General features: G+C 46.4%; 24 protein-coding genes. 9 read left to right on the forward strand and 15 right to left on the reverse strand.

The features are described 5' to 3' along the window. Positions 1-5 precede the first annotated feature (5 nt). Positions 6-737 (forward strand): ThuA domain-containing protein, encoded by a 732-nt coding sequence (locus KJS94_RS07575; protein ID WP_214449490.1) that lies wholly within the window; start codon positions 6-8, stop codon positions 735-737. Positions 738-764: 27 nt separating this feature from the next. On the opposite strand, the gene KJS94_RS07580 is transcribed toward KJS94_RS07575, so the two are convergent. From KJS94_RS07580 to KJS94_RS07595, 4 genes are all read right to left on the reverse strand, one after another. Then, a complete protein-coding gene (locus tag KJS94_RS07580) occupies positions 765-1,655 on the reverse strand; it encodes a sugar phosphate isomerase/epimerase family protein (RefSeq protein WP_214449489.1) in 891 nt (296 codons plus the stop codon). A gap of 148 nt (positions 1,656-1,803) precedes the next feature. Next, positions 1,804-2,271 (reverse strand): 30S ribosomal protein S7, encoded by a 468-nt coding sequence (gene rpsG, locus KJS94_RS07585; protein WP_214449488.1) that lies wholly within the window; start codon positions 2,269-2,271, stop codon positions 1,804-1,806. 16 nt (positions 2,272-2,287) lie between these two features. Continuing rightward, positions 2,288-2,674 carry a 30S ribosomal protein S12 gene (rpsL, locus tag KJS94_RS07590; protein WP_214449487.1) on the reverse strand — a complete coding sequence of 129 codons (387 nt, stop codon included), beginning with the start codon at positions 2,672-2,674 and terminating at the stop codon, positions 2,288-2,290. Positions 2,675-2,790: 116 nt separating this feature from the next. After that, entirely contained in the window at positions 2,791-3,855 is a 1,065-nt protein-coding gene (locus tag KJS94_RS07595) for a branched-chain amino acid aminotransferase (protein WP_214449486.1), read from the reverse strand. A 128-nt stretch (positions 3,856-3,983) separates the two neighbouring features. Here KJS94_RS07595 and KJS94_RS07600 point away from each other — a divergent pair, with 128 nt between their 5' ends. Genes KJS94_RS07600 through KJS94_RS07620 form a run of 5 tightly spaced genes read left to right on the forward strand, consistent with a single transcriptional unit; the run spans position 3,984 to position 7,089 of the window. Beyond that, positions 3,984-4,583 (forward strand): hypothetical protein, encoded by a 600-nt coding sequence (locus KJS94_RS07600; protein ID WP_214449485.1) that lies wholly within the window; start codon positions 3,984-3,986, stop codon positions 4,581-4,583. Positions 4,584-4,592: 9 nt separating this feature from the next. Continuing rightward, positions 4,593-5,183: an RdgB/HAM1 family non-canonical purine NTP pyrophosphatase gene (gene rdgB / locus KJS94_RS07605; protein ID WP_214449484.1), complete on the forward strand. Its 591-nt coding sequence runs from the start codon at positions 4,593-4,595 to the stop codon at positions 5,181-5,183. Positions 5,184-5,189: 6 nt separating this feature from the next. Then, complete coding sequence (locus tag KJS94_RS07610) at positions 5,190-5,759, forward strand: RNA polymerase sigma factor (RefSeq protein WP_256449995.1); 570 nt, start codon at positions 5,190-5,192, stop codon at positions 5,757-5,759. A 5-nt stretch (positions 5,760-5,764) separates the two neighbouring features. Beyond that, positions 5,765-6,628 carry a hypothetical protein gene (locus KJS94_RS07615; protein WP_214449482.1) on the forward strand — a complete coding sequence of 288 codons (864 nt, stop codon included), beginning with the start codon at positions 5,765-5,767 and terminating at the stop codon, positions 6,626-6,628. Between the two features lie 20 nt (positions 6,629-6,648). Next, complete coding sequence (locus tag KJS94_RS07620) at positions 6,649-7,089, forward strand: acyl-CoA thioesterase (protein ID WP_214449481.1); 441 nt, start codon at positions 6,649-6,651, stop codon at positions 7,087-7,089. Here KJS94_RS07620 and KJS94_RS07625 read toward each other — a convergent pair. From KJS94_RS07625 to KJS94_RS07635, 3 genes are all read right to left on the reverse strand, one after another. After that, the gene (locus KJS94_RS07625) at positions 7,077-7,817 is read right to left on the reverse strand and encodes a shikimate dehydrogenase family protein (protein WP_214449480.1); all 741 of its coding nucleotides are present in this window, start codon (positions 7,815-7,817) and stop codon (positions 7,077-7,079) included. The two genes, KJS94_RS07620 and KJS94_RS07625, sit on opposite strands and share 13 nt — an antisense overlap. Beyond that, on the reverse strand, positions 7,817-8,587 hold the full coding sequence (locus KJS94_RS07630) for a phosphosulfolactate synthase (protein ID WP_214449479.1): 771 nt from the start codon (positions 8,585-8,587) through the stop codon (positions 7,817-7,819). Before KJS94_RS07630 ends, KJS94_RS07625 begins: the two co-directional genes overlap by 1 nt. Positions 8,588-8,665: 78 nt before the next feature. Continuing rightward, on the reverse strand, positions 8,666-10,081 hold the full coding sequence (locus tag KJS94_RS07635; protein ID WP_214449478.1) for a tetratricopeptide repeat protein: 1,416 nt from the start codon (positions 10,079-10,081) through the stop codon (positions 8,666-8,668). Between the two features lie 179 nt (positions 10,082-10,260). Here KJS94_RS07635 and KJS94_RS07640 point away from each other — a divergent pair, with 179 nt between their 5' ends. Continuing rightward, on the forward strand, positions 10,261-10,605 hold the full coding sequence (locus KJS94_RS07640; RefSeq protein ID WP_214449477.1) for a hypothetical protein: 345 nt from the start codon (positions 10,261-10,263) through the stop codon (positions 10,603-10,605). Between the two features lie 13 nt (positions 10,606-10,618). Here KJS94_RS07640 and KJS94_RS07645 read toward each other — a convergent pair whose 3' ends face one another. From KJS94_RS07645 to pyrG, 3 genes are all read right to left on the reverse strand, one after another. Continuing rightward, the gene (locus tag KJS94_RS07645) at positions 10,619-11,278 is read right to left on the reverse strand and encodes a hypothetical protein (protein ID WP_214449476.1); all 660 of its coding nucleotides are present in this window, start codon (positions 11,276-11,278) and stop codon (positions 10,619-10,621) included. A gap of 118 nt (positions 11,279-11,396) precedes the next feature. Further along, the gene (gene yidC / locus KJS94_RS07650; protein WP_214449475.1) at positions 11,397-13,247 is read right to left on the reverse strand and encodes a membrane protein insertase YidC; all 1,851 of its coding nucleotides are present in this window, start codon (positions 13,245-13,247) and stop codon (positions 11,397-11,399) included. A 141-nt stretch (positions 13,248-13,388) separates the two neighbouring features. Further along, positions 13,389-15,035 (reverse strand): CTP synthase, encoded by a 1,647-nt coding sequence (gene pyrG / locus KJS94_RS07655; RefSeq protein WP_214449474.1) that lies wholly within the window; start codon positions 15,033-15,035, stop codon positions 13,389-13,391. A gap of 322 nt (positions 15,036-15,357) precedes the next feature. Here pyrG and KJS94_RS07660 point away from each other — a divergent pair, with 322 nt between their 5' ends. Continuing rightward, positions 15,358-16,197 carry a dienelactone hydrolase family protein gene (locus KJS94_RS07660; protein WP_214449473.1) on the forward strand — a complete coding sequence of 280 codons (840 nt, stop codon included), beginning with the start codon at positions 15,358-15,360 and terminating at the stop codon, positions 16,195-16,197. Positions 16,198-16,288: 91 nt separating this feature from the next. Here KJS94_RS07660 and KJS94_RS07665 read toward each other — a convergent pair whose 3' ends face one another. From KJS94_RS07665 to purL, 4 genes are all read right to left on the reverse strand, one after another. Beyond that, a complete protein-coding gene (locus tag KJS94_RS07665) occupies positions 16,289-16,465 on the reverse strand; it encodes a hypothetical protein (RefSeq protein WP_214449472.1) in 177 nt (58 codons plus the stop codon). 165 nt (positions 16,466-16,630) lie between these two features. Beyond that, entirely contained in the window at positions 16,631-17,425 is a 795-nt protein-coding gene (proC, locus tag KJS94_RS07670; protein ID WP_214449471.1) for a pyrroline-5-carboxylate reductase, read from the reverse strand. A 69-nt stretch (positions 17,426-17,494) separates the two neighbouring features. Then, positions 17,495-18,475 carry an ADP-glyceromanno-heptose 6-epimerase gene (rfaD, locus tag KJS94_RS07675; protein ID WP_214449470.1) on the reverse strand — a complete coding sequence of 327 codons (981 nt, stop codon included), beginning with the start codon at positions 18,473-18,475 and terminating at the stop codon, positions 17,495-17,497. Positions 18,476-18,597: 122 nt separating this feature from the next. After that, positions 18,598-20,829: a phosphoribosylformylglycinamidine synthase subunit PurL gene (gene purL / locus KJS94_RS07680; RefSeq protein WP_214449469.1), complete on the reverse strand. Its 2,232-nt coding sequence runs from the start codon at positions 20,827-20,829 to the stop codon at positions 18,598-18,600. A gap of 143 nt (positions 20,830-20,972) precedes the next feature. On the opposite strand from purL, the gene KJS94_RS07685 reads away from it, so the two are divergent. After that, a complete protein-coding gene (locus KJS94_RS07685; RefSeq protein WP_214449468.1) occupies positions 20,973-21,923 on the forward strand; it encodes a glycosyltransferase family protein in 951 nt (316 codons plus the stop codon). Here KJS94_RS07685 and KJS94_RS07690 read toward each other — a convergent pair. After that, on the reverse strand, positions 21,901-23,049 hold the full coding sequence (locus KJS94_RS07690) for a glycosyltransferase family 4 protein (protein WP_214449467.1): 1,149 nt from the start codon (positions 23,047-23,049) through the stop codon (positions 21,901-21,903). The two genes, KJS94_RS07685 and KJS94_RS07690, sit on opposite strands and share 23 nt — an antisense overlap. Positions 23,050-23,096: the final 47 nt, after the last annotated feature.

Here is a 23,096-nt window from a genome sequence, read left to right on the forward strand (position 1 = left end):
AGGCTATGAGAAAAATAGCCCTTCAAATTTCATTTATCCTGGTGGCCGCATTCCTTTGCCTAAACTATACCGACGCCAGGAAGGCCCCTAAGAAGATACTGGTTTTTTCCAAGACAAAAGGTTTCAGGCATGAAAGCATCCCAACTGGGATTGAAGCCCTCAAACAGCTTGGGAAAAAACAAAATTGGCAGGTTGACGCTACAGAAGATGCAGGCGCCTTCAACTCCGCAACATTGGGTGGCTATGATGCCATTGTTCTATTAAGTAACACAGGGGATGTATGGGATTCAACCCAGGAAATGGCCTTACAAGACTATGTCAGGAAGGGCGGTGGTATTGCCGGGGTCCATGCTGCAGCTGATTGCGAGTACGATTGGCCCTGGTACAACCAGTTGATCGGCGCCTATTTCCATTCCCATCCCAAAATCCAGGAAGCAAGGATACTGGTCAACAAACAACAAAAACACCCCTCCACCCGAACACTGCCCGATACATGGACCAGGACAGACGAGTGGTATAACTTTAAGCAGGTAAGCCCCGCAATCAAGACAATTATGACATTGGATGAACACTCTTATGAGGGTGGTAATATGAAGAATGGACATCCCATCGCCTGGTACCAGGAATTTGAGGGTGGGAAGGTTTTTTACACGGCATTGGGCCACACCAGGGAAAGCTACAGCGAGCAAGCCTTCCTGGAACACCTGGAAGGAGGTATCCGCTCGGTAATGAAATAAAAAAAGCCCGGCTGACCGGGCATTTTTTTATTTCTTCAATAATGATTGCTTGATAAACTGGCAGCTTTTCCCAATACTTCCAATTGGATCAGGGGCATAGTTGTTTTCCTGTTCAACAAAAATATGTTTCAGGCCGGACAGCTTTGCCTGTGCGAAAATTGGCTTGTAATCAATGGTTCCATTACCAATTTCCGTATTCAGTTTACGGTCATTCTTATCCATGTCCTTCACATGCCACATATGGATCCGACCGGAATTCTTCCGGAACAGGTCAATAACATCCACCCCTGAGAAAGAAGCCCAGTAAATATCCAGCTCAAATTTCACCAGGTCCTTATCTGTTTCATTAAGCAGTATATTATAGCCTGTCTGGCCATCAATGGTTGCAAATTCAAAATCATGGTTATGGTAGGCCAATTGAAGGTTAGCCTGCTTGCACCACTCACCTGCCTTGTTCAATTGGGCAGCCAGGCGCTTATATCCATCAATGGTACTCCTTTTATCGGGATGCAACCAGGGAATAGTGAGGTAGGTATGCTTCATAGCGGCAGCAGCACCAATCAGTTCCTTCATTTCTGCATTGCCGGCATCGGTATCCTCATACAGGAACTTTTGGGGCATATAGTGCCCACTGGGTGCATTCAATCCATTTGCCTTCAGGAGGGCTGCAAAATCAGCAACGGGCATGCCAAAGAATTTACCACCGTTATACCCGAACAACTCAACTTCCTTATATCCTGCAGCCGCAACTTTCTCAATAACGCCTTTTGGATCCTTCCCGATCAATTCTCGGAGTGTATACAATTGGATACCTACGGGAAGGGACTTTTTCTTGGCCGCCCAAACAAGGTCAGGAGCGAACATTATGGCTGGCGCAATCAGGCTTGCCTGCTTTAGAAATGATCTACGTGTTGTCATTGTTGGTGTTTGTAAGGGGTAATTTACATATTTTTTTAGCCCGGACATTGCAAAAATTTTATCCGGAAATTGCCTGATTTCAACCGTCACCAATCAAAAAAGGCCAGTCCTGAAAAGGACCGGCCCTATGAAAAAGTAGATTAATCTATTACACACGGAAGTGTGAGAATGCCTTGTTGGCTTCAGCCATACGGTGGGTATCTTCCTTCTTTTTGAAAGCACCACCTTCACCCTTGCTGGCAGCTACGATCTCGTTAGCCAGCTTGTCTGCCATGCTGCGGCCGTTACGCTCGCGGCTGTAACGGATCAACCACTTCATGCTCAGGGATACCTTCCTGTCAGGACGAACCTCAGAAGGGATCTGGAAGGTAGCACCACCGATACGACGGCTGCGTACTTCAACAGCAGGGGTTACATTTGCCAGGGCCTTCTTCCAAATTTCATACCCATCTTCACCGGTAGTCTTGGCAACTTTATCCAGGGCGTTATAGAATATTTCAAAAGCAATGCTCTTCTTGCCTTGCCACATCAGGTTATTTACAAAACGGGTAACCAGTTTGTCATTATACTTAGCATCAGGTGCCAGCGGTAATTTTTTGGCTTGCGCTTTCCTCATGGAACAACTATTTTAATTATTTTTTACCAGCTTGTTTATCTCTCTTGGTACCGTACTTAGAACGGCTCTGCTTCCTGTCCTTAACACCGGCAGTGTCGAGGCTACCACGTACGATATGATAACGTACACCTGGCAAATCCTTAACACGACCACCGCGGATCAGTACGATTGAGTGTTCCTGCAGGTTGTGACCTTCACCGGGGATGTAGGCGATAACCTCTACCTTGTTGGTCAAACGCACCTTGGCAACCTTGCGCAATGCGGAGTTAGGCTTCTTAGGAGTTGTAGTGTAAACGCGGGTACAAACACCACGACGTTGAGGGCATGCATCCAGGGCTCTGGACTTGCTCTTAGCCTTGATAATTTCTCTACCTTTTCTTACTAATTGCTGAATTGTAGGCATTCTAACCTTATTTATTTGGGACGGCAAAGGTAAAACCCCTTACCGAAAAAACAAAATAAAAATCCTTTTCTGTTATTTTTTAGCGGGAAAAAGCCTCAGGGCGCCCTCCTCCCCTTTTAGATTTTCCACATCCATCCATGCACATCAGGCACTTTTGCCTCCCTGATATCGGCCAAACGCTGCTTCACTTCTGCAGCCACCTTGAACTTCCCGGGATCAAAATTCATATGGAAATCCTTGTATTTCAATTCTTTGATCATAGCGATAACGGCAGCTGTACCTGTTCCGAATGCTTCCTGCAGGGTGCCCTTACCATAAGCCTCCAGCAGTTCATCAATACTGATCCTGCGCTCTTCCACTTTCAGGCCCATCTCCCTTAGGATGGTGATCACACTATCCCTGGTAACACCTGCAAGGATGGTGCCCTCTTCCAAAGAAGGGGTAATGGCAACATTACCGATCACAAAGAATACATTCATCATACCCACTTCCTGCAGCCACTTGTGCTCAAAAGCATCGGTCCACAGGACCTGGTCATAACCTTCCTGCCTGGCCTTGGTAGCAGCCAGCATACTTCCACCATAGTTGCCGGCATTCTTTGAAAAGCCTACACCACCGGGTGCAGCCCTGGTATAGGTTTCTTCTACCACGATCTTCATTGGCGCGGCATAGTAGGGACCGGTAGGGCTTAAAAGGATCAGGAACTTATAGGTCTCAGATGGACGAACGCCCAACATGGTATCAGTAGCAAACATTACCGGACGGATATAAAGGGAGTGGTCCTTTAAGGCAGGGATCCAATCCTTGTCCATGGCGATCAGCTTCCTCATCCCCTCCATGAATATCTCTTCCGGGACAGCCGGCATATTCATCCTTTCTGCCGAACGGTTGAAGCGGGCAAAATTATCATATGGACGAAAAACATAAGCATTACCGGAAGTATCCCTATAAGCCTTGATCCCTTCAAAAATAGCCTGTCCATAGTGCAGGGCAGCCATGGATGGACTCATCATCAGTGGCTGGTAAGGCCTGATCGTCACATTCTTCCACTCCCCGTCCACATAATCCGCCTCCAGCATATGGTCAGTGAAGTATTTTCCAAATGGCATGTTTTCCCTCGGAGTATCGGCTAATCGGCTCCTTTCTACTTTTACAACAGGAATATCAATGGCTGCGATCATATCTATTACATTTGTGCTGCAAAGAAACGATTTATAGACGGGGTAGCCAAACCGTTCGACAAAAAAACCTAACGATTGTTAGTATAATTTTCCCCAGTCACAACATTGATACCCAACGAAAATGACCGATGGACATCAACCAAATTGACCTATCAGCCGGATTGCTAAAGGCCCTCTATGGGAAAAACCTTATTATGGATGAGGCAAGGGAACCGGCTGCCCAAAACGCACCTTCTTCCCTGAAAGAAGAGCCGATAACAGCCCCTGCCGAGCTATTGGCCGCCCAGCCAGCGCCGCCTGTTGCGCAGGTACCAGGACCATGGGAAAGCAATAATATCCAGTTCCTGGGCAAGAACAACCGGCATATGGCCATCCTGGTATACTATCCTTCTGAAGCACATATTGCTGATGCCGACTATTCCTTCCTCCTAAAGATCCTGGAAGCCTGTCAGTTTACTGCAGCGGATGTGGCCATTATTAATACTGCCCGTCAGCAAGTTAGCCTGGAGGACCTTACCCGGCAACTGGCACCCCAACACCTGGTCATGTTTGGTACCCCTGCCCTGGAAGGTAATTTCCCCCAAATTCCGGCATTCAGTCCAACTGTTTTGGATGGCATACATTATCTTCATAGCCCGGCGCTACATGAACTTAACGGAGCTTCAGAGGGAGCCAGGGGATTGAAGAAGCAACTTTGGGAAGGCCTGAAACAGATGCTTAAACTATAATCGACCAGGATGGCATTGATTTTTGCTACCAACAACCAGCACAAGGTTGAAGAAATACAGGCATTGCTCCCGGCAGCAATTGCAGTGGTCACCCTTAAGGATGCAGGTATTGATATCGACATTCCTGAACCCCACCCTACCCTGGAAGAGAACGCCAGGGAAAAATCCACCACTATCTACCGAATGACAGGGTCCGATTGTTTTAGTGAGGATACGGGCCTGGAGGTATACAGCCTTAATGGTGAACCAGGCGTAAAAAGTGCACGCTATGCCGGGGAAGGAAAGGAGTTCTCAAAAAACACCGAAAAATTACTGGCCAAACTTGGCGACTCGGCAGATCGGAAAGCCAGGTTCAGGACAGTCATATCATTGATCTTTAAAGGTAAAGAATACCAGTTCGAAGGAATTTGTGAAGGCAGCATTACTGCTGCCCCCAGGGGTAACAACGGGTTTGGCTATGACCCGGTCTTTATCCCGGAAGGAAGCAACCATACCTTTGGGGAAATGTCCCTCCCTGAAAAACAGGCTTTCAGCCACAGGCGTAAGGCAACTGACAAACTGGTGGCGTTTTTAAGGCAGGAACTGGAAAAATATAATTAAGAAAAAGTGAATCCTACAGGCAACCAAAATATTAACGATTCCGACTTAATCAGAGGAAGCCTGGCTGGCGACCGGAAGTTGCAGGAGCTACTCTACCAAAAGTATGCGCCAAAAATGTATGCCGTTTGCCTCCGCTATGCCGGGAATAATGATGATGCCCAGGACCTGCTCCAGGAAGGATTTATCAAGGTTTTCAGGAACCTCGACAAATTCAGGAATGAAGGATCATTCGAAGGGTGGCTAAGAAGGGTTTTCGTCAATACTTCCATTGAACATTATCGCAGGAAAGTTCACCTGAACAGTATCTCGGAAAAAGAGGAAGTTGGTATTGAAGATGTGTCAGTATCGGTATTGGACCAACTGGCGGAAAGGGATATCGTAAAACTGGTTCAGGAGTTATCGCCCGGCTACAGGGCGGTATTTAACCTTTATGTCATCGAAGGGTATTCGCATAAGGAGATTGCAGATATGCTGAACATCAGTGAAGGAACAAGTAAGTCCCAGCTGGCCCGTGCCAAGGCTATCTTGCAAAAGAAAGTTGCTGACTATTTAGGAGAAAAAAGAAAATCCAATTGACAATCATGTCGGACCAATTGCGAAATAGAATGCACCAATGGGAGGCCACCCCTCCAGCTGCAGTTTGGCCTGCCATTTCAAGGGAATTGGATGAACAGCAGGCTGAAATGCAATTACAATCCAGGCTTTCTGCCATGGAAGAACTGCCGCCTGCCCAATGCTGGGGCAAAATTGCCCTAGAACTGGAACCACAAAGATCCATTGAAACTACCCCCCGAAAGGATCTCGTACCGGTCAGGCCATTATACCCTTACCTTATTCGCTATGCGGGAGCAGCTGCCGTCGCTGGCCTTGCTTTATGGTTATTTTTTGAGAAACCTTTCAACTCCAAACCTGACGATATTACTACTGCAATTGTACCTACCCTGGTTGCCCCAACCCCTGAGGGGAATACAGGCGATTCCGGAACCATGGATACAAAGCCACCGGCTATGGTACAGGCAATTTCTTCCCTGGATATCACCCCTGGCCTAAAGGGAACAAGGCTGCAGGAGGCTTCAAAATCAAACAGGGACCCCATCTATAGTTTACCTGATTACAAAGCGAATCTTCGGGAAAGTACGACTGCCATTCAAACAGATATTCCAGTTAAGGTAGTGCCTGCCAGGCCTTCGAAACTTACCCAGGATACCCCTGCCCGTTATATTTCCATCATGCTGGCAGATGGCACTCCCCTCAAAGTTTCTACCAAACTTGCCCCCTACTATGACCGCTTACTTGCAGATAGCAAGCAGGAAAGCAATGAAGAAGATGTAGTTAGCCAGCAAGTACGGAAACTCAAAAAGAAGTTATCGGATATTTCCCTTGCCCCTGGCCCTTATAATTTCTTCGAGATGGTAGCCATGATCGAACTCATGAACAAAGATTAATTCCACCATTAACTATTACCATGGCCAGGCTCAAACTGGATATTCCGAACCAACCATTCCCCTTCCAAACTATTATCCCGGTAAGGATTACGGACCTCAACTATGGCGGGCATGTTGGCAATGACACTATCCTCTCCATGATCCATGAAGCGAGGGTACAATACCTGGCATCCAATGGCTATAGTGAACTTTCGATGGCCGGGGTAGGCTTGATCATGGGAGATGTGGGCATTGAATACAAATCAGAGTTGTTCTACGGGGACCAGGTAGTGGTAGCTGTTTGTGCAGGCGATTTCAGCAGGGTGGGCTTTGATCTGTACTACATCCTTGAAAAATCAGAAGGGGAGCAAAAAAGATTGGTGGCTATTGCCAAAACCGGGATGGTATGCTATAATTACCAGGCCAAAAAGATCGCAGCTGTTCCGGAAGAAGTGAAAACCAAACTTTCCTATCTGCCCTGATTCCAGATCTTCCAACTTTCTTCTGCCTGGATCAACAACATATCATAACCATTCCTGGTTGCCGTCCCCCTTTCCTTACCTTCTAGCAGGAACTTTGTCTCTGCAGGATTATAGACCAGGTCATATAAATAGTGGCTCGAGCCAATTAAGGAGTAATCTATTGCAGGAGCGCTTTCAACATTTGGATACATCCCTAATGGCGTAGTATTGATCCACAGCAAGTGTCCTTTCAGATCCGATGGGGTAAGGTCATCGTAAGAAATAATCCCGTTTTCGGGTTTAGCTGTACGGCTAACTACCTTGTATTCTATACCAAGTTTTTCTAGAACGTAAAATACTGCCTTTGCGGCCCCGCCTGTCCCAAAGACCAGGGCCTTGCGGTGTTCAGGCCTGAGGTATTGAGCAAGTGAGTTTTCGAAACCAATCACATCTGTATTATGGCCTATCAATTTCCCGTTCCTGATGGCAATACAATTACAGGCGCCGATCACTTGCACTACCGGAGACAATTCATCGAGGAAAGGGATCACTTGTTCCTTGTAGGGAATGGTAACATTAAGCCCTTCGAGGGCAGGGTTCAGACGGATCAATTCCGGGAATTCAGCAATCGATGCAATGGGGTAATTCTCATATTCCGCATCAATTTGCTCAGCCTCAAATTTCCGGGAAAAATATCCCCTCGAGAACGAGTGTCCGAGGGGATAGCCGATCAGTCCAAAATGTCTCATCAGGCGAGTTCTTTATTGAGGAAGAGATGGAAGGTGTCACCACGCAATCCAACCCTCATGGCTTCCAGTGAAATAACTTCAGTCGGGGCAATATTACCCAGGTTAACATTACAGCCGATCAGTTCAATGAAATACAGTTGCTGTGCCTTCTGTGGGGCTTCCCAAATGATCCTTTCCTCTGGAATCTGGGTGAGGATCTCTTGCACCAGGCCTTCCCTTACTTCACCGCTTCCCCTGTAGATACCCACATTACCAGCTTCACGGGCTTCTGCGATCACATAGGATGAACCCGCATCCAGCTCCGCCCTCATCAACTCGATCCATTTATAAGGCGGGATGATATGCGCGGCATCCTTACTTCCAACCTCACTTAACACGGTACCATACTTGGTCAGCTTTTCTATATAGCCACATTTTTCGGCATGGGGGATAGTGATAGAACCATCACTTACTTCCATGTAGGATATGCCGTATTCCTTACATACATTGATATAATCCTCAAACTGGTTCCGGATCAGGAATGCTTCAAATAATGTCCCACCAAAATAAACCGGGATATCATAAGAACGATACACTTCCAGTTTTTCCCTGAGGTTCGGGGTTACAAAGGAAGTACCGAAACCCAGTTTCACGATATCTACATGAGGGTGCGATACACTCAGGAAATTCTTAGCCTCTTCTATACTAAGGCCCTTATCCATAACCATGGTAATACCACTCACACGGGGCTTAGCCACACGGTCAGGGATCTGCGTTAAATTAAAATTCATTTCCGGTCTGTTTAATGCTGCGGCGCAAAAATAGGGAACATGAACCACATTCGGGTGGGGAGCCCATGAAAGCCTTCATCAATGGGGCTTCCGGCTCCTGGCAATCGCATCAACCACCAATTGGTTCTGCAATATGGAAGGATGCAGCGCTACAAACTCCTTCAGGAGCTTGGGCGCTTTCTGCAGGGCCCTTTCCAGGTATAGGATGGCTTCCTTTGATTTACCAAGGGCAAACAGTATGGCGCTTTTGTAATATATAAACAAGGGTTTTCCTTCTGTATGGAACAAGGCTGCATCGGCTTGTTCCAGGGCTTCATCAAAAAAGTCCGCCAGGTAAAGGCAGCGGATCAGGGCCTCCCATCCGGTAGTGCCTTTGGGCTTCAAACTGACAACGTTTGAAAAATACTGGATAGCTTCCCTGGTTTCCCCCAATTGGATCTTGCATTCTCCCATGGCAAGGTTGAATTCCGGTACAGATTTATGGATCTGCATAGCAGATTCCAACTGCTTGACGGCCTGGGACCATTGCTGCTCGTTGATATAGGTACAGGCGATCTTATAATACAGCTTGCTGTCATCCGGATTCAGGTGCGAGGCCTTGCGGTAATAAAACCTTGCCTGGGCATAATTTTTCAACTTATCATAACAATGTCCTATTGCCTCATAGATCACATCCTCGGGGCGGGTCAATTCAAGTACCTTTTCCAGCACTTCTATAGCATCCCTGAATTTCCGCAGCCGGATATAGGCATCCCCCATGTTCCGGTACGCATAATCGAATTTTTCATCGATAGTGATGGCGAATTTGTAGGCATCAATAGACTTCTCATACAATTTTAAGCCCTGGTAGGCTGCCGCCAGGTTGAACCATGCCAATTCATTATAAGGGTAATCATCAACAATGTGCTGGTGCAACCTTATACTTTCCTCGTTCCTGCCGGTAAAATCTGTCCAGAAGCAGATCTTATATAAAGCCTCCTCATTGGTCGGCTCCTGCTCCAGGATCAGTTTAAGGCAGTCAAATATCTTATCAAACTCTTCATAATCATCATACACATCAGCCAACTCAAATAGCAGTTCGATCCTCTCCTCTCCCTCAAAAAACGCAAGGGCATTTTCAAGTAATTCCACAGCCTTTTCCTGCTGGTCAAGGGCAAGATAGGCATCGGTGCGTAGGATGAACAGGTTGATATCAGAATTATCCAGCAGTTCCGCGAGATCCAGCACATTCAGGGCATCCTGGTAGCGCCGGGTTGCGATCATGATATCGGCCTTACGTAAAAGCAGGCTGGACGAATAGGGGAACTGCTCCACAGCCATATCGCAGGCTTCCATCGCCTGGGACAGGTCTTCTTGCTCATCAAAATAGTTGATAATCTTCTCGAAGGATTCCTCATCAAGGAAGGAGTAAGAAAGGCCGGCTTTTCGATCCTGGTACTGTCTCAGCAACTCCTCAATTTCCTCTTTATCCTGGCGAAAGGGGTTTTCTTTCATGTAGTTTGCGTTATCCTAATATAAGCCAATCGGTAAAAAAATCCAATTAATTGTAACAAATTTTACTACCAAACGTTAATATCATATTAAAAGAAATGATAAACGGTTAGGTATTTAGGAAAATATTTGCTTATTTTTGTGTCATGTTTAACTCCTTAACCATATTCAAACCTTGCTCCATGCGGAAAGCGGCTGCCCTTGCGCTGCTTACCAGTGTAGCTATGCTTGGATTTGCCAGTATGGGCGGGGAGAAGAAAAAAAAGGGCAATTCTTCCATAACCGGTAATTTCACCCCGATCAGGACCACATCTGGTTTCACCTTAAAATCTGGTCCATCTTATAAAGGAAGCCTGACTTTCCACCAGGAAAAAAACCAAGGCTACATGGTATATAATTCCCTGGTGACCTTCCAGAAAGGAAATACAACCTATATCCTTCCTTTCAACCACAAGATCAACGCTGCAAAGCCCAACCAAGCGAGCAATCTTCAACTCCTCAAGTTGAAGGTAAGGATGCATAAATAACCTAAAAGCGTTTTTAATTTTTCCTTGGTCGCTTACTTTCCTCGTAAGTCATTTCCCTATACCCTGTCTTAGGGATATCAAACTTTGAAACCGGCACAGGATTCAGGTTTACCTGGGCAACCACGTAACGAATATTGACTTTACCCTGTTGGTATTCGTACTCAAGTGGCAGTCCTTTCAAGGCCTTGAATTGCGCATTGTAATCGTCATTCTCAGGAATGATATCCGCTGTATACCAAACTGCAAATGTGCTACCATCTTTCATCCTGGCCTCTGCCTTGGTGCAGGAATATCCAGCCAGTACCTTTTTTTCATTAGTTGACACAAATTCTACCCCTTCATACTTCTTGTTCTTGTCCTTCCAGTCCGCAGCAGTCATCCTGATCAGCAATTTCTGGCCGCCCACTTCCTGCAAAACAACAGCAGCCCCTGTTCGGGAATCATGGATGGTTACGAAAGAAGCCAACGCGCTGACCATTTCGGACCTGCTCAGGTTGCCTTTCAGGTAAACCGTTGAAGTAGCGCCATCGAAAGCATCTGCAAGCTTCGGCTCATTGCTGCCTGTATTAACAATCGCATCATAGACGATAGTAATATCAGATACTTTCTTTTGCGACCTGGAGGGCATAAATGCAACCAGCAGGACAAATAGGAACAATAAAGATTTTTTCATGCCTCTATCAATATAATCCAGACGGCAATTTGCACCGCTTAGTTGTCTAAAATAAGAAAGACCTGCCTATTTTGATGAATAAGTGGCAGGTCTTTGGTTTTTATTTTGGGCTATGTGCCTATTTTCCTTTTTTCTGCTGCATATCCTGCATGCGCTTCTGGGTATCCTGCATTTGCTCCAATCTTTCCTGCCACTTTGATTTACCCTTTGGTTTACTCCTATTCTCTGCGATCTGTGCTACGATCTTATCATGGTTAATGATATAATTCTGGATCACCCATTGCAGGACCAGGGTGATCACGTTTGAAACCGTGTAATACCAGGTAAGGGCGGATGGCAGCCTGTTGAAGAAAATCAACAGCATGAACGGGAAGATATAGGGCATATACTTCAACATCGGATTGTTCTGGTCCGGTGTCATGTTCATGTTGTAGATAGAGATCAGGAAGCTGGTTCCTACTGCCAGCAGGGTGAACAAACTGATATGGTCACCAAACCCAAGTGGAATGGTGAAGGGCAATTTGGCGATCACGTCATATACAGACAGGTCCTTTGCCCAGAGGAAACTCTCACCCCTTAGTGCAACACTTGAGTTAAAGAAGCTATACAGGGCAAAGAAGATAGGGATCTGTAGCAAAGCGGGTATACATCCACCCAATGGGTTAACCCCTGCTTCCCTGAAGAGCTTCATTTGTTCCATTCCAAACTGCTGTTGGTCGTCACCATATTTCTGCCGCAGGGCATCGATTTCCGGACGCAGCGCCTTCATTTTTGCACCGCTCAGGTAGCTGGAATATACGAGTGGCGAAGTAAGCAACCTGATAAAGAGGGTAAGCAGCGCGATCACAATACCATAACTACCTATGAACTTCTTGAAGAAGTCAAATACAGGCATCACAATGAACTGGTTAATGGGACGAACGAAGGAGTAGAAACCCTGGCCAAGGTTTACGATCTTATCCATCTTGGCGACACCCTGGCTTTTCAGGATCTTATAATCATTGGGGCCAAAATAAAACTGCATGGGGATGGATGCCATATTTCCGGCAGTCACCTTATACTGCAAATTGGCTTTTGCTGCAACGATCAGGTCTGTTGTGTCATCACCCGGACTGGTCCAATCAACCTGGGCAGTATTGAACTTGTTCTTGGCAACAAGGGTTACATTGAAAAACTGCTGCTTGATACTCAACCAATCAACCGTATTATCAAATTTCTTGGAATCATTGGAAAAGAGGTTGAAATAATCATATTCACCATCCTCAACCAAAACCAGTTGGGATTGCTGCCTTTCATACTTTACATCCGACTCCAATTGCTTGGCATCAACGGTCCATTGCAAATTGAAGTTCCCCTGTGACAATAATGATCCAGCTCCCGCCATCTCCACATTCCAATCAACCATATAGTGGTTGGGCTTAATGGTATATTGGTGCAAAATGGTCTCACCATTGTTGCCGGTAACGGAATAGGTAATGGTTTGCGTGCCGTCTGCGGCCTTCTGTATCCCTTTAAGGTCAAAGAACAGCTCTCCAGACTGGGTGCTTTGGTTGGCACCGGTATTAACAGGGTAACTTACTTTATCATTTCCTTCGTGCAGGAGGTGCACAAGGCTGCCATCAGCTTTCTTATAGTTCTTCAGGGTAACATCATATGGCTGGCCACCCTTATTGGTGAACCTGATGGCCATCAATTCGTTTTCCACTACCTGGAAAGATTCCTGGCCTGCGATAGCTCGTGCCCAACCGGTAGCATTACTATCCACCGCTGCAATTGCAGCAGCCGTATCCACCTTTGCTTTTTTAACAGCCACAGCCTTGGCTGCTTCTACCTTCCTGATTGAATCCTCATAAGCCTGCTTCTTTATTTGCAGCTCCTGGCTGTTCCTGGAAGCGACAAAGAGATAAACAAACAAAAGAACACCTAACAGCACAAAACCAATGATAGTGTTGCGATCCATGCTTTGCATGCAGTAATTTTTTTAGAGGTGCAAAGATAGGCTTTACACCTTGGTTTAGCGAAAGCGGAATATTTTTTACGGTAGAAGGGGGCCACAACCCGGAATTAGGCAAAAAAACAAGGGCCCGAATGGGCCCTTGACTTATGAAAATCAAATCATTTCACTCTGTAAGAGGGGATTCCTTACCCCGTCCTTCTTTTCAGCAAACTCTTTGGCAGCTTTTACGAAATGGACAAAGATCGGCTGGGGGTTCTCAACGGTACTTTTCAATTCCGGATGGTATTGTACCCCAATAAAGAAGGGGTGTTCCGGCAGTTCCACGATCTCCACCAGTCCACTTTCAGGATTCTTACCACTGGCCAGCAATCCGGCTTTCTCAAAATCAGCCAGGTAGCGGTTATTGAATTCCCAGCGATGCCTATGGCGTTCGCTGATCTTTGTGCTTCCATAGATCCGGTGCGCCAGTGTACCTTCACCGATCTCGCAGGGGTAGGCTCCCAGCCGCATGGTACCGCCCTTTGCTGTCACCGCCTTTTGCTCTTCCATCAGGTCAATTACCGGGTGGGGGGTATTGGGGTCCATTTCGGTAGAATGGGCGTCTTTCAGGTTCAGCACATTTCGGGCATACTCAATAACACTCATCTGCATACCCAGGCAAATACCGAAAAAGGGCAGTTTATTTTCCCTGGCATATTTTACAGCTATGATCTTTCCTTCAATCCCCCTATGGCCAAAACCCGGGGCAACCAATAAACCGTCCAGGTTACCCAGTTTCTCTGCAACATTCTCTTCAGTGATGAATTCACTGTGAACATTGATAATATTCACCTTGCACTCATTCATAGCCCCTGCATGCACAAAGGCTTCAAGGATGGATTTGTAAGCATCCTGCAATTCAATATACTTACCGATGAGTCCGATGGTAACCTTACTCTTGGGGTACTTCAGCTTGTCCAGGAACTCCTTCCATTTACCCAGTTCCGGTTCTGAATACTGGGTAATGTTCAGTTTCTTCATACAGATCACATCCAGTTTCTCCCGCATCATCGCCAGAGGAACCTCATAAATGGTAGGGGCATCCGCAGCCTCAATAACAGCTTCCTTTTTCACATTACAGAAGAGGGCTATCTTCTTGCGGATCTCTGGTGTCAGTGGCTCCTCTGTACGGCAAACAATAATATCGGGATGCACTCCTTCCTGGCTCAACATTCGCACACTGTGCTGTGTTGGCTTGGTCTTTAATTCCTTGGCGGCCTTCAGGTAAGGGATCAGGGTAAGGTGTACCACCACACAGTCCTCCTCCGGCAACTCCCACTGCAACTGGCGAACTGCTTCAATAAATGGAAGGCTTTCAATATCGCCAACGGTTCCCCCGATCTCCGTGATCACAATATCATAACCGTTCTGCCCCAGGAGAAGCATCCGGCGCTTGATCTCATCGGTAATATGGGGAACCACCTGGACAGTTTTACCCAGGTAAGCCCCTTCCCTTTCCTTATTGATAACAGTTTGGTATATCCTTCCGGTAGTTACATTGTTTGATTGTGAGGTAAAGATGTTCAGGAACCGCTCATAATGGCCAAGGTCAAGATCGGTTTCTGCACCATCCTCCGTCACATAACATTCTCCATGTTCATAGGGATTGAGGGTACCGGGATCCACATTGATATAAGGATCGAATTTCTGAATGGTTACTTTCAGTCCCCTTGCCTGTAGTAATTTACCTAAAGACGCTGCAATAATTCCTTTTCCTAACGAAGAGGTAACCCCTCCCGTAACAAAAATGTACTTGGCCATATCTTGATTTTTACATTACCTAACCCATTTGCCGGATTGGATCCCAAACAAAAAAACAAGCCGCCATGTGCAAAAGCTTTGTACACAGCCACTCAGTTAATCAATATCTTCTAGTTGGAAACCCGCACCAGTCTGAACTTGACCTGGCCGGGAATAAATAACGTATATCCGGGAGGTCATGCAAAGATACAGGAATAACGAGGAAAGAAATACAGGCTGACTGCCTGTGGAAAAAATATGGCTGGAAAGGGTATAATTTATACGCTTTCAGGTTATTTTGAACAAGGCCTAAACCTGATTGTTGTTGAAAAAAAATCCGAAAATGAATAGGTTTTTCTCCTTCTTCGCAGCTCTCCTTTTTTCAGGTACTGCGTTTGCCCAAACGGAATTATCCTGCTGCGCGGCCTCTTCCACCCAGGCATTTGCCCAAAATGCAGGTAATGCCAATTTCCGCATGAGCCATGATGAACCACTCCCCTTTCATTATGAAAGTGAATCCGGCAAGGATATTTCCTTTGCCACCAGTGATGGCAAAACCGGCCATGGCTGGGAAGTAAAGGCTGCAAAGCCAACAGACTACTATTTGTTCGTGATCCATGAATGGTGGGGCTTGAACGATTATATCAAGCAGGAAGCTGAAAAAATGGGTAGGGACCTCGGGATCAATGTCATTGCCATAGACCTCTATGATAACAAGGTCGCGACCACCCGGGAGGAAGCTGCCAAGGCCATGCAGGCTGTTTCTACAGAAAGGGCAACAGCCATCATTCAGGGGGCATTCACCTATGCCGGCAAGAAGGCAAAAGTATTTACAGTAGGTTGGTGCTTTGGTGGTGGCTGGAGTTTGCAGACCGCTATGATCGGTGGCAAACAAACTGCTGGAGCCATTATGTATTATGGCCAGCCGGAAAAGGATGTTGAAAAATTGAAAACCATAAACTTTGACGTCCTTGGCTTTTTCGCCAACCAGGACCAATGGCCCAGCCCAAAGGTAGTGGATGAGTTTGCGGAAAATATGCAGAAGGCCGGCAAGAAATTACTGCTCAACAGGTATGAGGCCACCCACGCCTTTGCCAACCCCAGTAACCCTAACTTCAACAAGGAAGCAACAGAAGATGCTTACAAAAAGCTGCTTGCTTTTGTCAGGGAAAGGATGAAGTAATTACTCAAAGAGCTGGTAATTCATAAAAAAATGATAGGCACCCGGATATCCTGGTGCCTATTTTTCCTTTTGGTGATTATTGCTAAATAGGTTAATTCAACGCGGTATGCATCGGTTTTGCAGTAATGGGTGTAGCCTTGATCAATCCGGACTGGTTTCTTTGCATCAGGATATCCTTGATCTCACCTGCCCTATCTTTATTTGAGTGTAACCAAACTATCGCCAATATCTCAGCCAACAATACCCATAAACTAAGATTTTTCTTCATAAATTTTTCAGAGGTTCGTTAATAGTAATAAGGAATAACGGCGATGCGAAAATATTACAAAAAATAATTATCTCCAAAACTAACCCTGTTCTTCTCCATTTCTTAACGCTGCCGGTCAATTATTTATTATTTAATCTTCTATTAATCTTTTTTTTATGCCGTTTTTTAGCCAGTCTGAATTTTAATGTAGCTGGCAGCAATTCCTTTGATTAAGGAAGAACTAAATCCCTGGTGCTCCATTTCATTAAGACCGGCGATGGTACAACCTTTTGGTGTAGTCACTTTATCTATCTCCTGCTCAGGATGCGATCCTTTCTGCAGTAATAGTTCAGCAGCCCCCTTAACGGTTTGCGCTGCAATGAGGCTGGCTGTTGCCGCATCAAACCCAATTTCTATTCCTCCCTGGATATTGGCCCTGATGTAACGCATGGCATAAGCTGTACCACATGCCCCAAGTACCGTAGCAGCATCCATCAGTTTTTCATCGATCACCGCTACCCTTCCCAATTGGTTGAAAAGTGCTGAAACCCAGTCCACCAATCCAGCATCGGCTTTCTTATACGCTATACAGGTCATGCTCTCCCGGATCGCAATCGCCGTATTGGGCATTGCCCTGAAAACAGCCACCGGAATGGGTATCTCACTGGCAATTTCTTCAATGGAAACCCCTGTCACAACAGAAATGAGGGAATGCGCCGGGGTTATTTCAGCAGCCAATTCCTTCAATACTTCTTTTACCTGGAAAGGCTTTACCGCCAGTATTACAACCTCACTCCTACTCACTGCAGCCCTGTTGTCATTGGTTACATTGATGCCTTTTTGCTGGAAAGGCTGCAGAAGGGTAGTGTTGCGACGGGTAATGGTAATGGCAGCCGGCTCAGTGAAGCCAGATGCCAGTAGACCTTCAGCTATTGAAATCCCGAGGTTACCACCACCAATAATGGCTATTTTCTTTTGCATACATATGGGTTAAAAAAATGCCACCACAGTCATCCTGTGATGGCAGCAATCTTTCCCAAATATACTTAATTAATAGTATTTAGCCTTGCTTAAATAATTCCTGACGTAATCATCCACCCCTTCCTCCAGGGAGTAAAAAGCCTCTCGATAACCCGCATTCCTCAATTTTTGCATATTGGCCTCAGTAAAATACTGGTATTTGTCGCGGATGTCCTCCGGCATATCTATGAATTGGATATGAGGCTCCAGGTCCAGGCCTTTGAATGTAGACCTTACCAGGTCCTCAAACGTGCGGGCTTTCCCTGTTCCCAGGTTATAGATCCCGGAAGCTGGCTGATGTTCCATCAACCACATACAAACCTTTAAGACATCCTTCACGTACACAAAGTCACGCAATTGCTGACCATCCTTGAACTCCGGCCTGTGGGAACGGAATAACTTCACTTCCCCATCCTTCCTGATCTGGTTGAAGGAATGCCAGATGACACTGGCCATCCTTCCTTTATGGTATTCGTTGGGTCCATACACATTGAAAAACTTCAATCCTGCCCAGAAGGGAGGATGGCAGGCCTCGTGCAATACCCATTTATCGAATTCATTCTTGGAAACGCCATAAGGATTTAATGGTTTAAGGGCTGGGATGATCTCATGGCTATCCTCATAACCCAACTCCCCTCCACCATATGTTGCTGCACTTGATGCGTATACCAATGGGATATTGTGGACCACACAATAATTCCAGACCTTTTGGGAATACTCCACGTTCAACTCCTGGTGAATGGCATAATTGAACTCAGTAGTATCCGTTTTGGCACCAATATGAAAGATGAAATCTATTGTTGGTTTATGTTCATTCAGCCATTCAAAAAACACGGATCGCTCAATCTTCTCCAAAAATTTTTTGCCTTCCAGGTTGGGCTTTTTGTCCGCCCTTGAAAAATCATCCACAAGGATAAGGTTATTGAACCCCTTTAGGTTTAGGTATCCTACAAGGCATGAGCCGATGAACCCGGCAGCACCGGTTACAACTATTACTGCATTTGTATTCATGGACCAAATTTAGGCAAGAAACATGGGCCGATACTCAAGTTTCTATTGATAAGGCATAATAAAAAAGCATACCCCTTTTGAAGGGATATGCTGACAATTATTTCCAAAACATCTTACCGGGCTTACAGCGCACTTAATGCATGCTCACTATCATGACCAGCCAAGAGATTGGCTATCGCATTATCATAAGCCGCTTTCCAGGATTTGATGGTGCCCCAGGCTTCCCCATCTACCACCAGGTTTCCTGAAGTAACTTTACCCAGCTTGCTGAAGGCTTTCCCTTCCATGGCCTTCTCAAAGTCCTGAACCATAGAAGGCTTAACAGACACTACCACCCTGCTCTGCGCTTCCCCGAACAGGAAGGCATCTTTCCTCACACCAGCCGCAGTAGCAAGTTCAAAACCAAGATCGCGGTTAAAACAGGATTCAGCCAAAGCGATGAACAAACCACCTTCACTGATATCATGTGCCGACCTGATCAGGCCTGCCTTGACCAGGCCAGCTACCGTATGTTGTAATTTGAACTCTTCTTCCAGGTCAAAATGTGGCGCTGGGGAGAATTCCACTCCCTGCACTTTATGCAGGTATTCTGAAGAGTTGATGTCATCCCTGTTCTCACCCACCAGGTAAATCAGGTCCCCTTCTTCCTTGAAGTCCATGGTCATTTTCTCATCCACACTATTCAACAAACCTACCATACCAATGGTGGGAGTTGGGTAAACAGCACCATCAGGGTTCTGGTTATAAAAGCTCACGTTACCGCCGGTAACTGGTGTATTGAACCTTCTGCAGGCATCACCCATGCCCTTGATGGCATGAACGAACTGGAAATAAACCTGTGGGTCATAAGGATTACCAAAGTTGAGGCAATTCGTTACACCAAGGGGCTCTCCTCCGCTGCACACAATGTTTCGCGCAGCTTCAGCCACGGCAATCATGGCACCTTTATAAGGATCAGCAAATACATAGCGGCTATTGCAATCCGTTGTTACCGCCAAAGCCTTATTGCTGGGCTTGGCCAATACTACCGCCGCATCACTTGGTGCATTGGTAGAGGTATTACCGGTTCCAACCATACTATCGTATTGCACATACACCCAACGCTTGGAGGCAATATTGGGAATGGTGATCAGTTTCTCAGCCACCTCCTTAAGGTTAGCAGGCACATTGATGCTATTGGGATCGAATGATTTGATCTTGGAGAAATAGGCCGGCTCGGTATAGGCCCTTTCATACTGGGGGGCGCCACCACCCAGCACCAGTTCATGTGCAGGGATTTCAGCATCCAGTTCCCCATTCATGTAAAAGCGCAGGAGTCCATCTTCGGTCACCTCACCAATTACAGCACAAGGCAGGTCCCACTTTTCGAATACTTTCTCCACATCTGCTTCCCTTCCCTTTTCAACCACCATCAACATCCTTTCCTGGCTTTCACTTAACAGCAATTCCCAGGTTTTCATATTCTTCTGGCGGGTTGGCACCTTATCGAGGTCGATCCGCATACCAACGCCACCTTTTGCACTCATTTCCGCAGTGGAACAAATAATGCCTGCTGCTCCCATATCCTGCATGCCCACAACAGCACCTGTCTTGATCACTTCCAGGCAGGCTTCCAATAATTTCTTTTCCTGGAAGGGGTCACCGACCTGGACAGCAGGTAACTCCTCTGCACTTTCCGCAGTAATATCAGCTGAAGCGAAGGATGCACCACCAATACCATCCTTACCTGTTGCGGAACCAACAAACATCACGGGATTACCTGTTCCTTTGGCCGTGGCACTTACTGTCTCACCTGCCTTTACCACCCCAACGCTCATGGCGTTTACCAATGGGTTGGTATGGTAACATTGCTCAAAATAGATCTCACCGCCAACGGTTGGCACGCCAAAACAGTTACCATAATGCCCAATACCATGCACAACCCCACCCAGCAAATGCTGGGTTTTGGCTTCTGAAAGGTTACCGAACCTAAGGGAGTTCAGGGCCGCAATGGGGCGGGCACCCATGGTAAAAATATCGCGATGGATACCACCCACACCTGTAGCAGCACCCTGGAATGGTTCAATGGCAGAAGGGTGGTTGTGGCTTTCGATTTTGAAAACAACCCCATAACCATCACCCATATCCATTAAACCAGCATTCTCTTCCCCGGCTGCAACCAGCATCTTCTCTCCTTCCCGGGGCAGGGTCTTCAGCCATTTAATAGAATTCTTATAGCTACAGTGCTCACTCCACATCCCACTGAAAGCACAGAGTTCATTAAAATTGGGGGTTCTTCCCAGTTTTTTCTTGATGAGTTCAAACTCTTCTGCTGTGAGACGGAGCTGTTCGGCGGTTTTTACAGTTACTTCCATTTTGTAATGCGGATAGTGTAAGAAAGCGCAAAGCTAAGGCAAAGCGGGGAAGCGGGAAAATTGACCTTTAAAATTGTACAGTAGCACCAGAGCATTTCCTTCCATAGATTTGAGCAGTAAAGCAATTCCTGTTACATTTATTTATGCCCCCCACCTTAAATATTGCTTTTGTACATCCCGGAAAAGCCTTCCTTCCTGAACTGGAAGCCTACAAGCGCTTTTTTGGAGGCCTGGGGATACAATGCCAGGTCCTTCATCCTTCTGCACTGGCCAAACAACATATTGATATTGAATGGCATATTATGGGAACCCATTTTAAGAGGGTCCACCCGGAAGCCATCCTTATTCATGAATACGCCTCGTTATCCACGCCGCCATTTGCAAGCGCAAAAGACCTGGTGAAGAAATGGCTGAATTGCAGGCCGGACTTCAGGCTGTTTTTAAATGAAGAAGTATCCAGCGTCATGGATTTCAATGACGGTATCCCCTTTGGCTTCCGTGATATGTTCGTTTCTTCCGCGCCAGCTGCCCCTGGCCCTTTACCTCCCAAATATGATTTTATCTACATCGGTTCCGTTTCACGCGAAAGGAAAGCGCAAAAACTATTGGATGTCTTTGGAAGCGGAGCCATGAGGAACAATAGCATTCTTATCCTATCACAAAACTTTAGTGACCTTCAGCAGCTTTACAGGGAATTCCCCAATATTAGCTTTTCCGGCCCGGTTGAGCCGGCCGCAGTTGGCCAATTCATACAGCAAGCCCGTTATGCCATCAATTACCAACCGCCTTACCGTCCGTTCAACCTCCAAACATCCAGCAAGTTCCTGGAATATGCAGCCCAACGGAAACCAATCATCACTTCCGATAATACCTGGACCAGGAACTTCCAACGGAAATACGGAGGCAGATTTTTCTACCTGAAGGACGACCTGAGCAATTTTACTCCAGGGGCAATACAGGCTTTTGAGTTCAGCCAACCCGAATTGACGGGGTGGACCTTTTTGGACCAGGTTATCCGGTCAGGGGTACTTGATTACCTGAGGAAGAAAACTGGTTTAGACATCTTTGATATCAGGAACCAAGTTGTGCAATAACCCCTTTGTATTCTGCCACTACCCTGCTTACGTCAAACTTGCCGACTACCAGGTCCCTTCCTTTCTTCCCCATTTCCACAAGGGAAGCCTGAGGCATCGACAGCATCATTTCCATTTTATCGGCCAGGTCGAAAGGATCGCCTGTTTGGCAAAGCAAGCCGGTCACGCCTTCCACCACCACTTCCCGACACCCCCTGTTTCGCGTAGTGATCACCGGTAGTTCCATGCTGGCGGCTTCCATCAGGCAACGCGGCACCCCTTCATGGTAATAGGATGGGAAAACAAAACAATCCGCTTCCGCAAGCATTGAACGTACATCCTTACTAAAACCAAGGTAACGCAGCAAGCCTTCAGCCTGCCATTTATCCAGCTCTTCGCTGGTAATACTATCGGGATGATGGGCTTCAAAAAAACCGATCAGTACCGCATCGAACTGGAACCCCTTTCTTTTCAATATCCTGCAGGCTTCTGCATATACGCCCACCCCCTTGCTTCTTAACAGACGGCAGGCCATAAGAAACCTGAACCTGGTGGATAACGGGCGGCCGCCATTTGCAGTTGCGAATGGTTGGAAAAAAGAAGTATTTACCCCCTCACCCGGAAGGACCTTGATCTTGGTAATCTCAACAATACCTTCCTTGCTGAATACCCTGGCATCCTCGTTGTTCAGGAACCAGACCTCCCCTGCCCCTTTCAAGGCTATCTTGTACAATGACCGAACAAAATAGTATAACCAATTCTTGCGGGCAAAAGCATAACCCAAACCGGTCACCACTGCAACCGACGGTATCCTTAATGCCTTGGCAGCCAAACTGCCGTAGATATTGGGTTTGGCAACGAAATGAAAAATGATATCAGGCTGCTCGGATCGATAGACCTGCTTGAGCCTTAGATAGAATTGAAAATCCGCGACGGGGTCAACCGAACGGTTATCAAACTTTACAGTAATAAACCGGCAACCCTCCTGTTCCAGTAGGGATACATATTCATCTTCAGGCGAAATGACCACCACCCTGTGCCCCTCGGCTATTAAGCTTCGAATCACATCCAGCCTGAAATTATAAACGGACCAGGCATTATTGGAAACCATGGCGATCCGTTTGCCTTTTACAGTTTGTTCAGTCATTCCCATTCATTAGCGCCAAATTTATAGATTTGACTACTATTAATATA

The sequence above is a fragment of the Flavihumibacter rivuli genome, from assembly GCF_018595685.2.
GTDB lineage: Bacteria > Bacteroidota > Bacteroidia > Chitinophagales > Chitinophagaceae > Flavihumibacter > Flavihumibacter rivuli.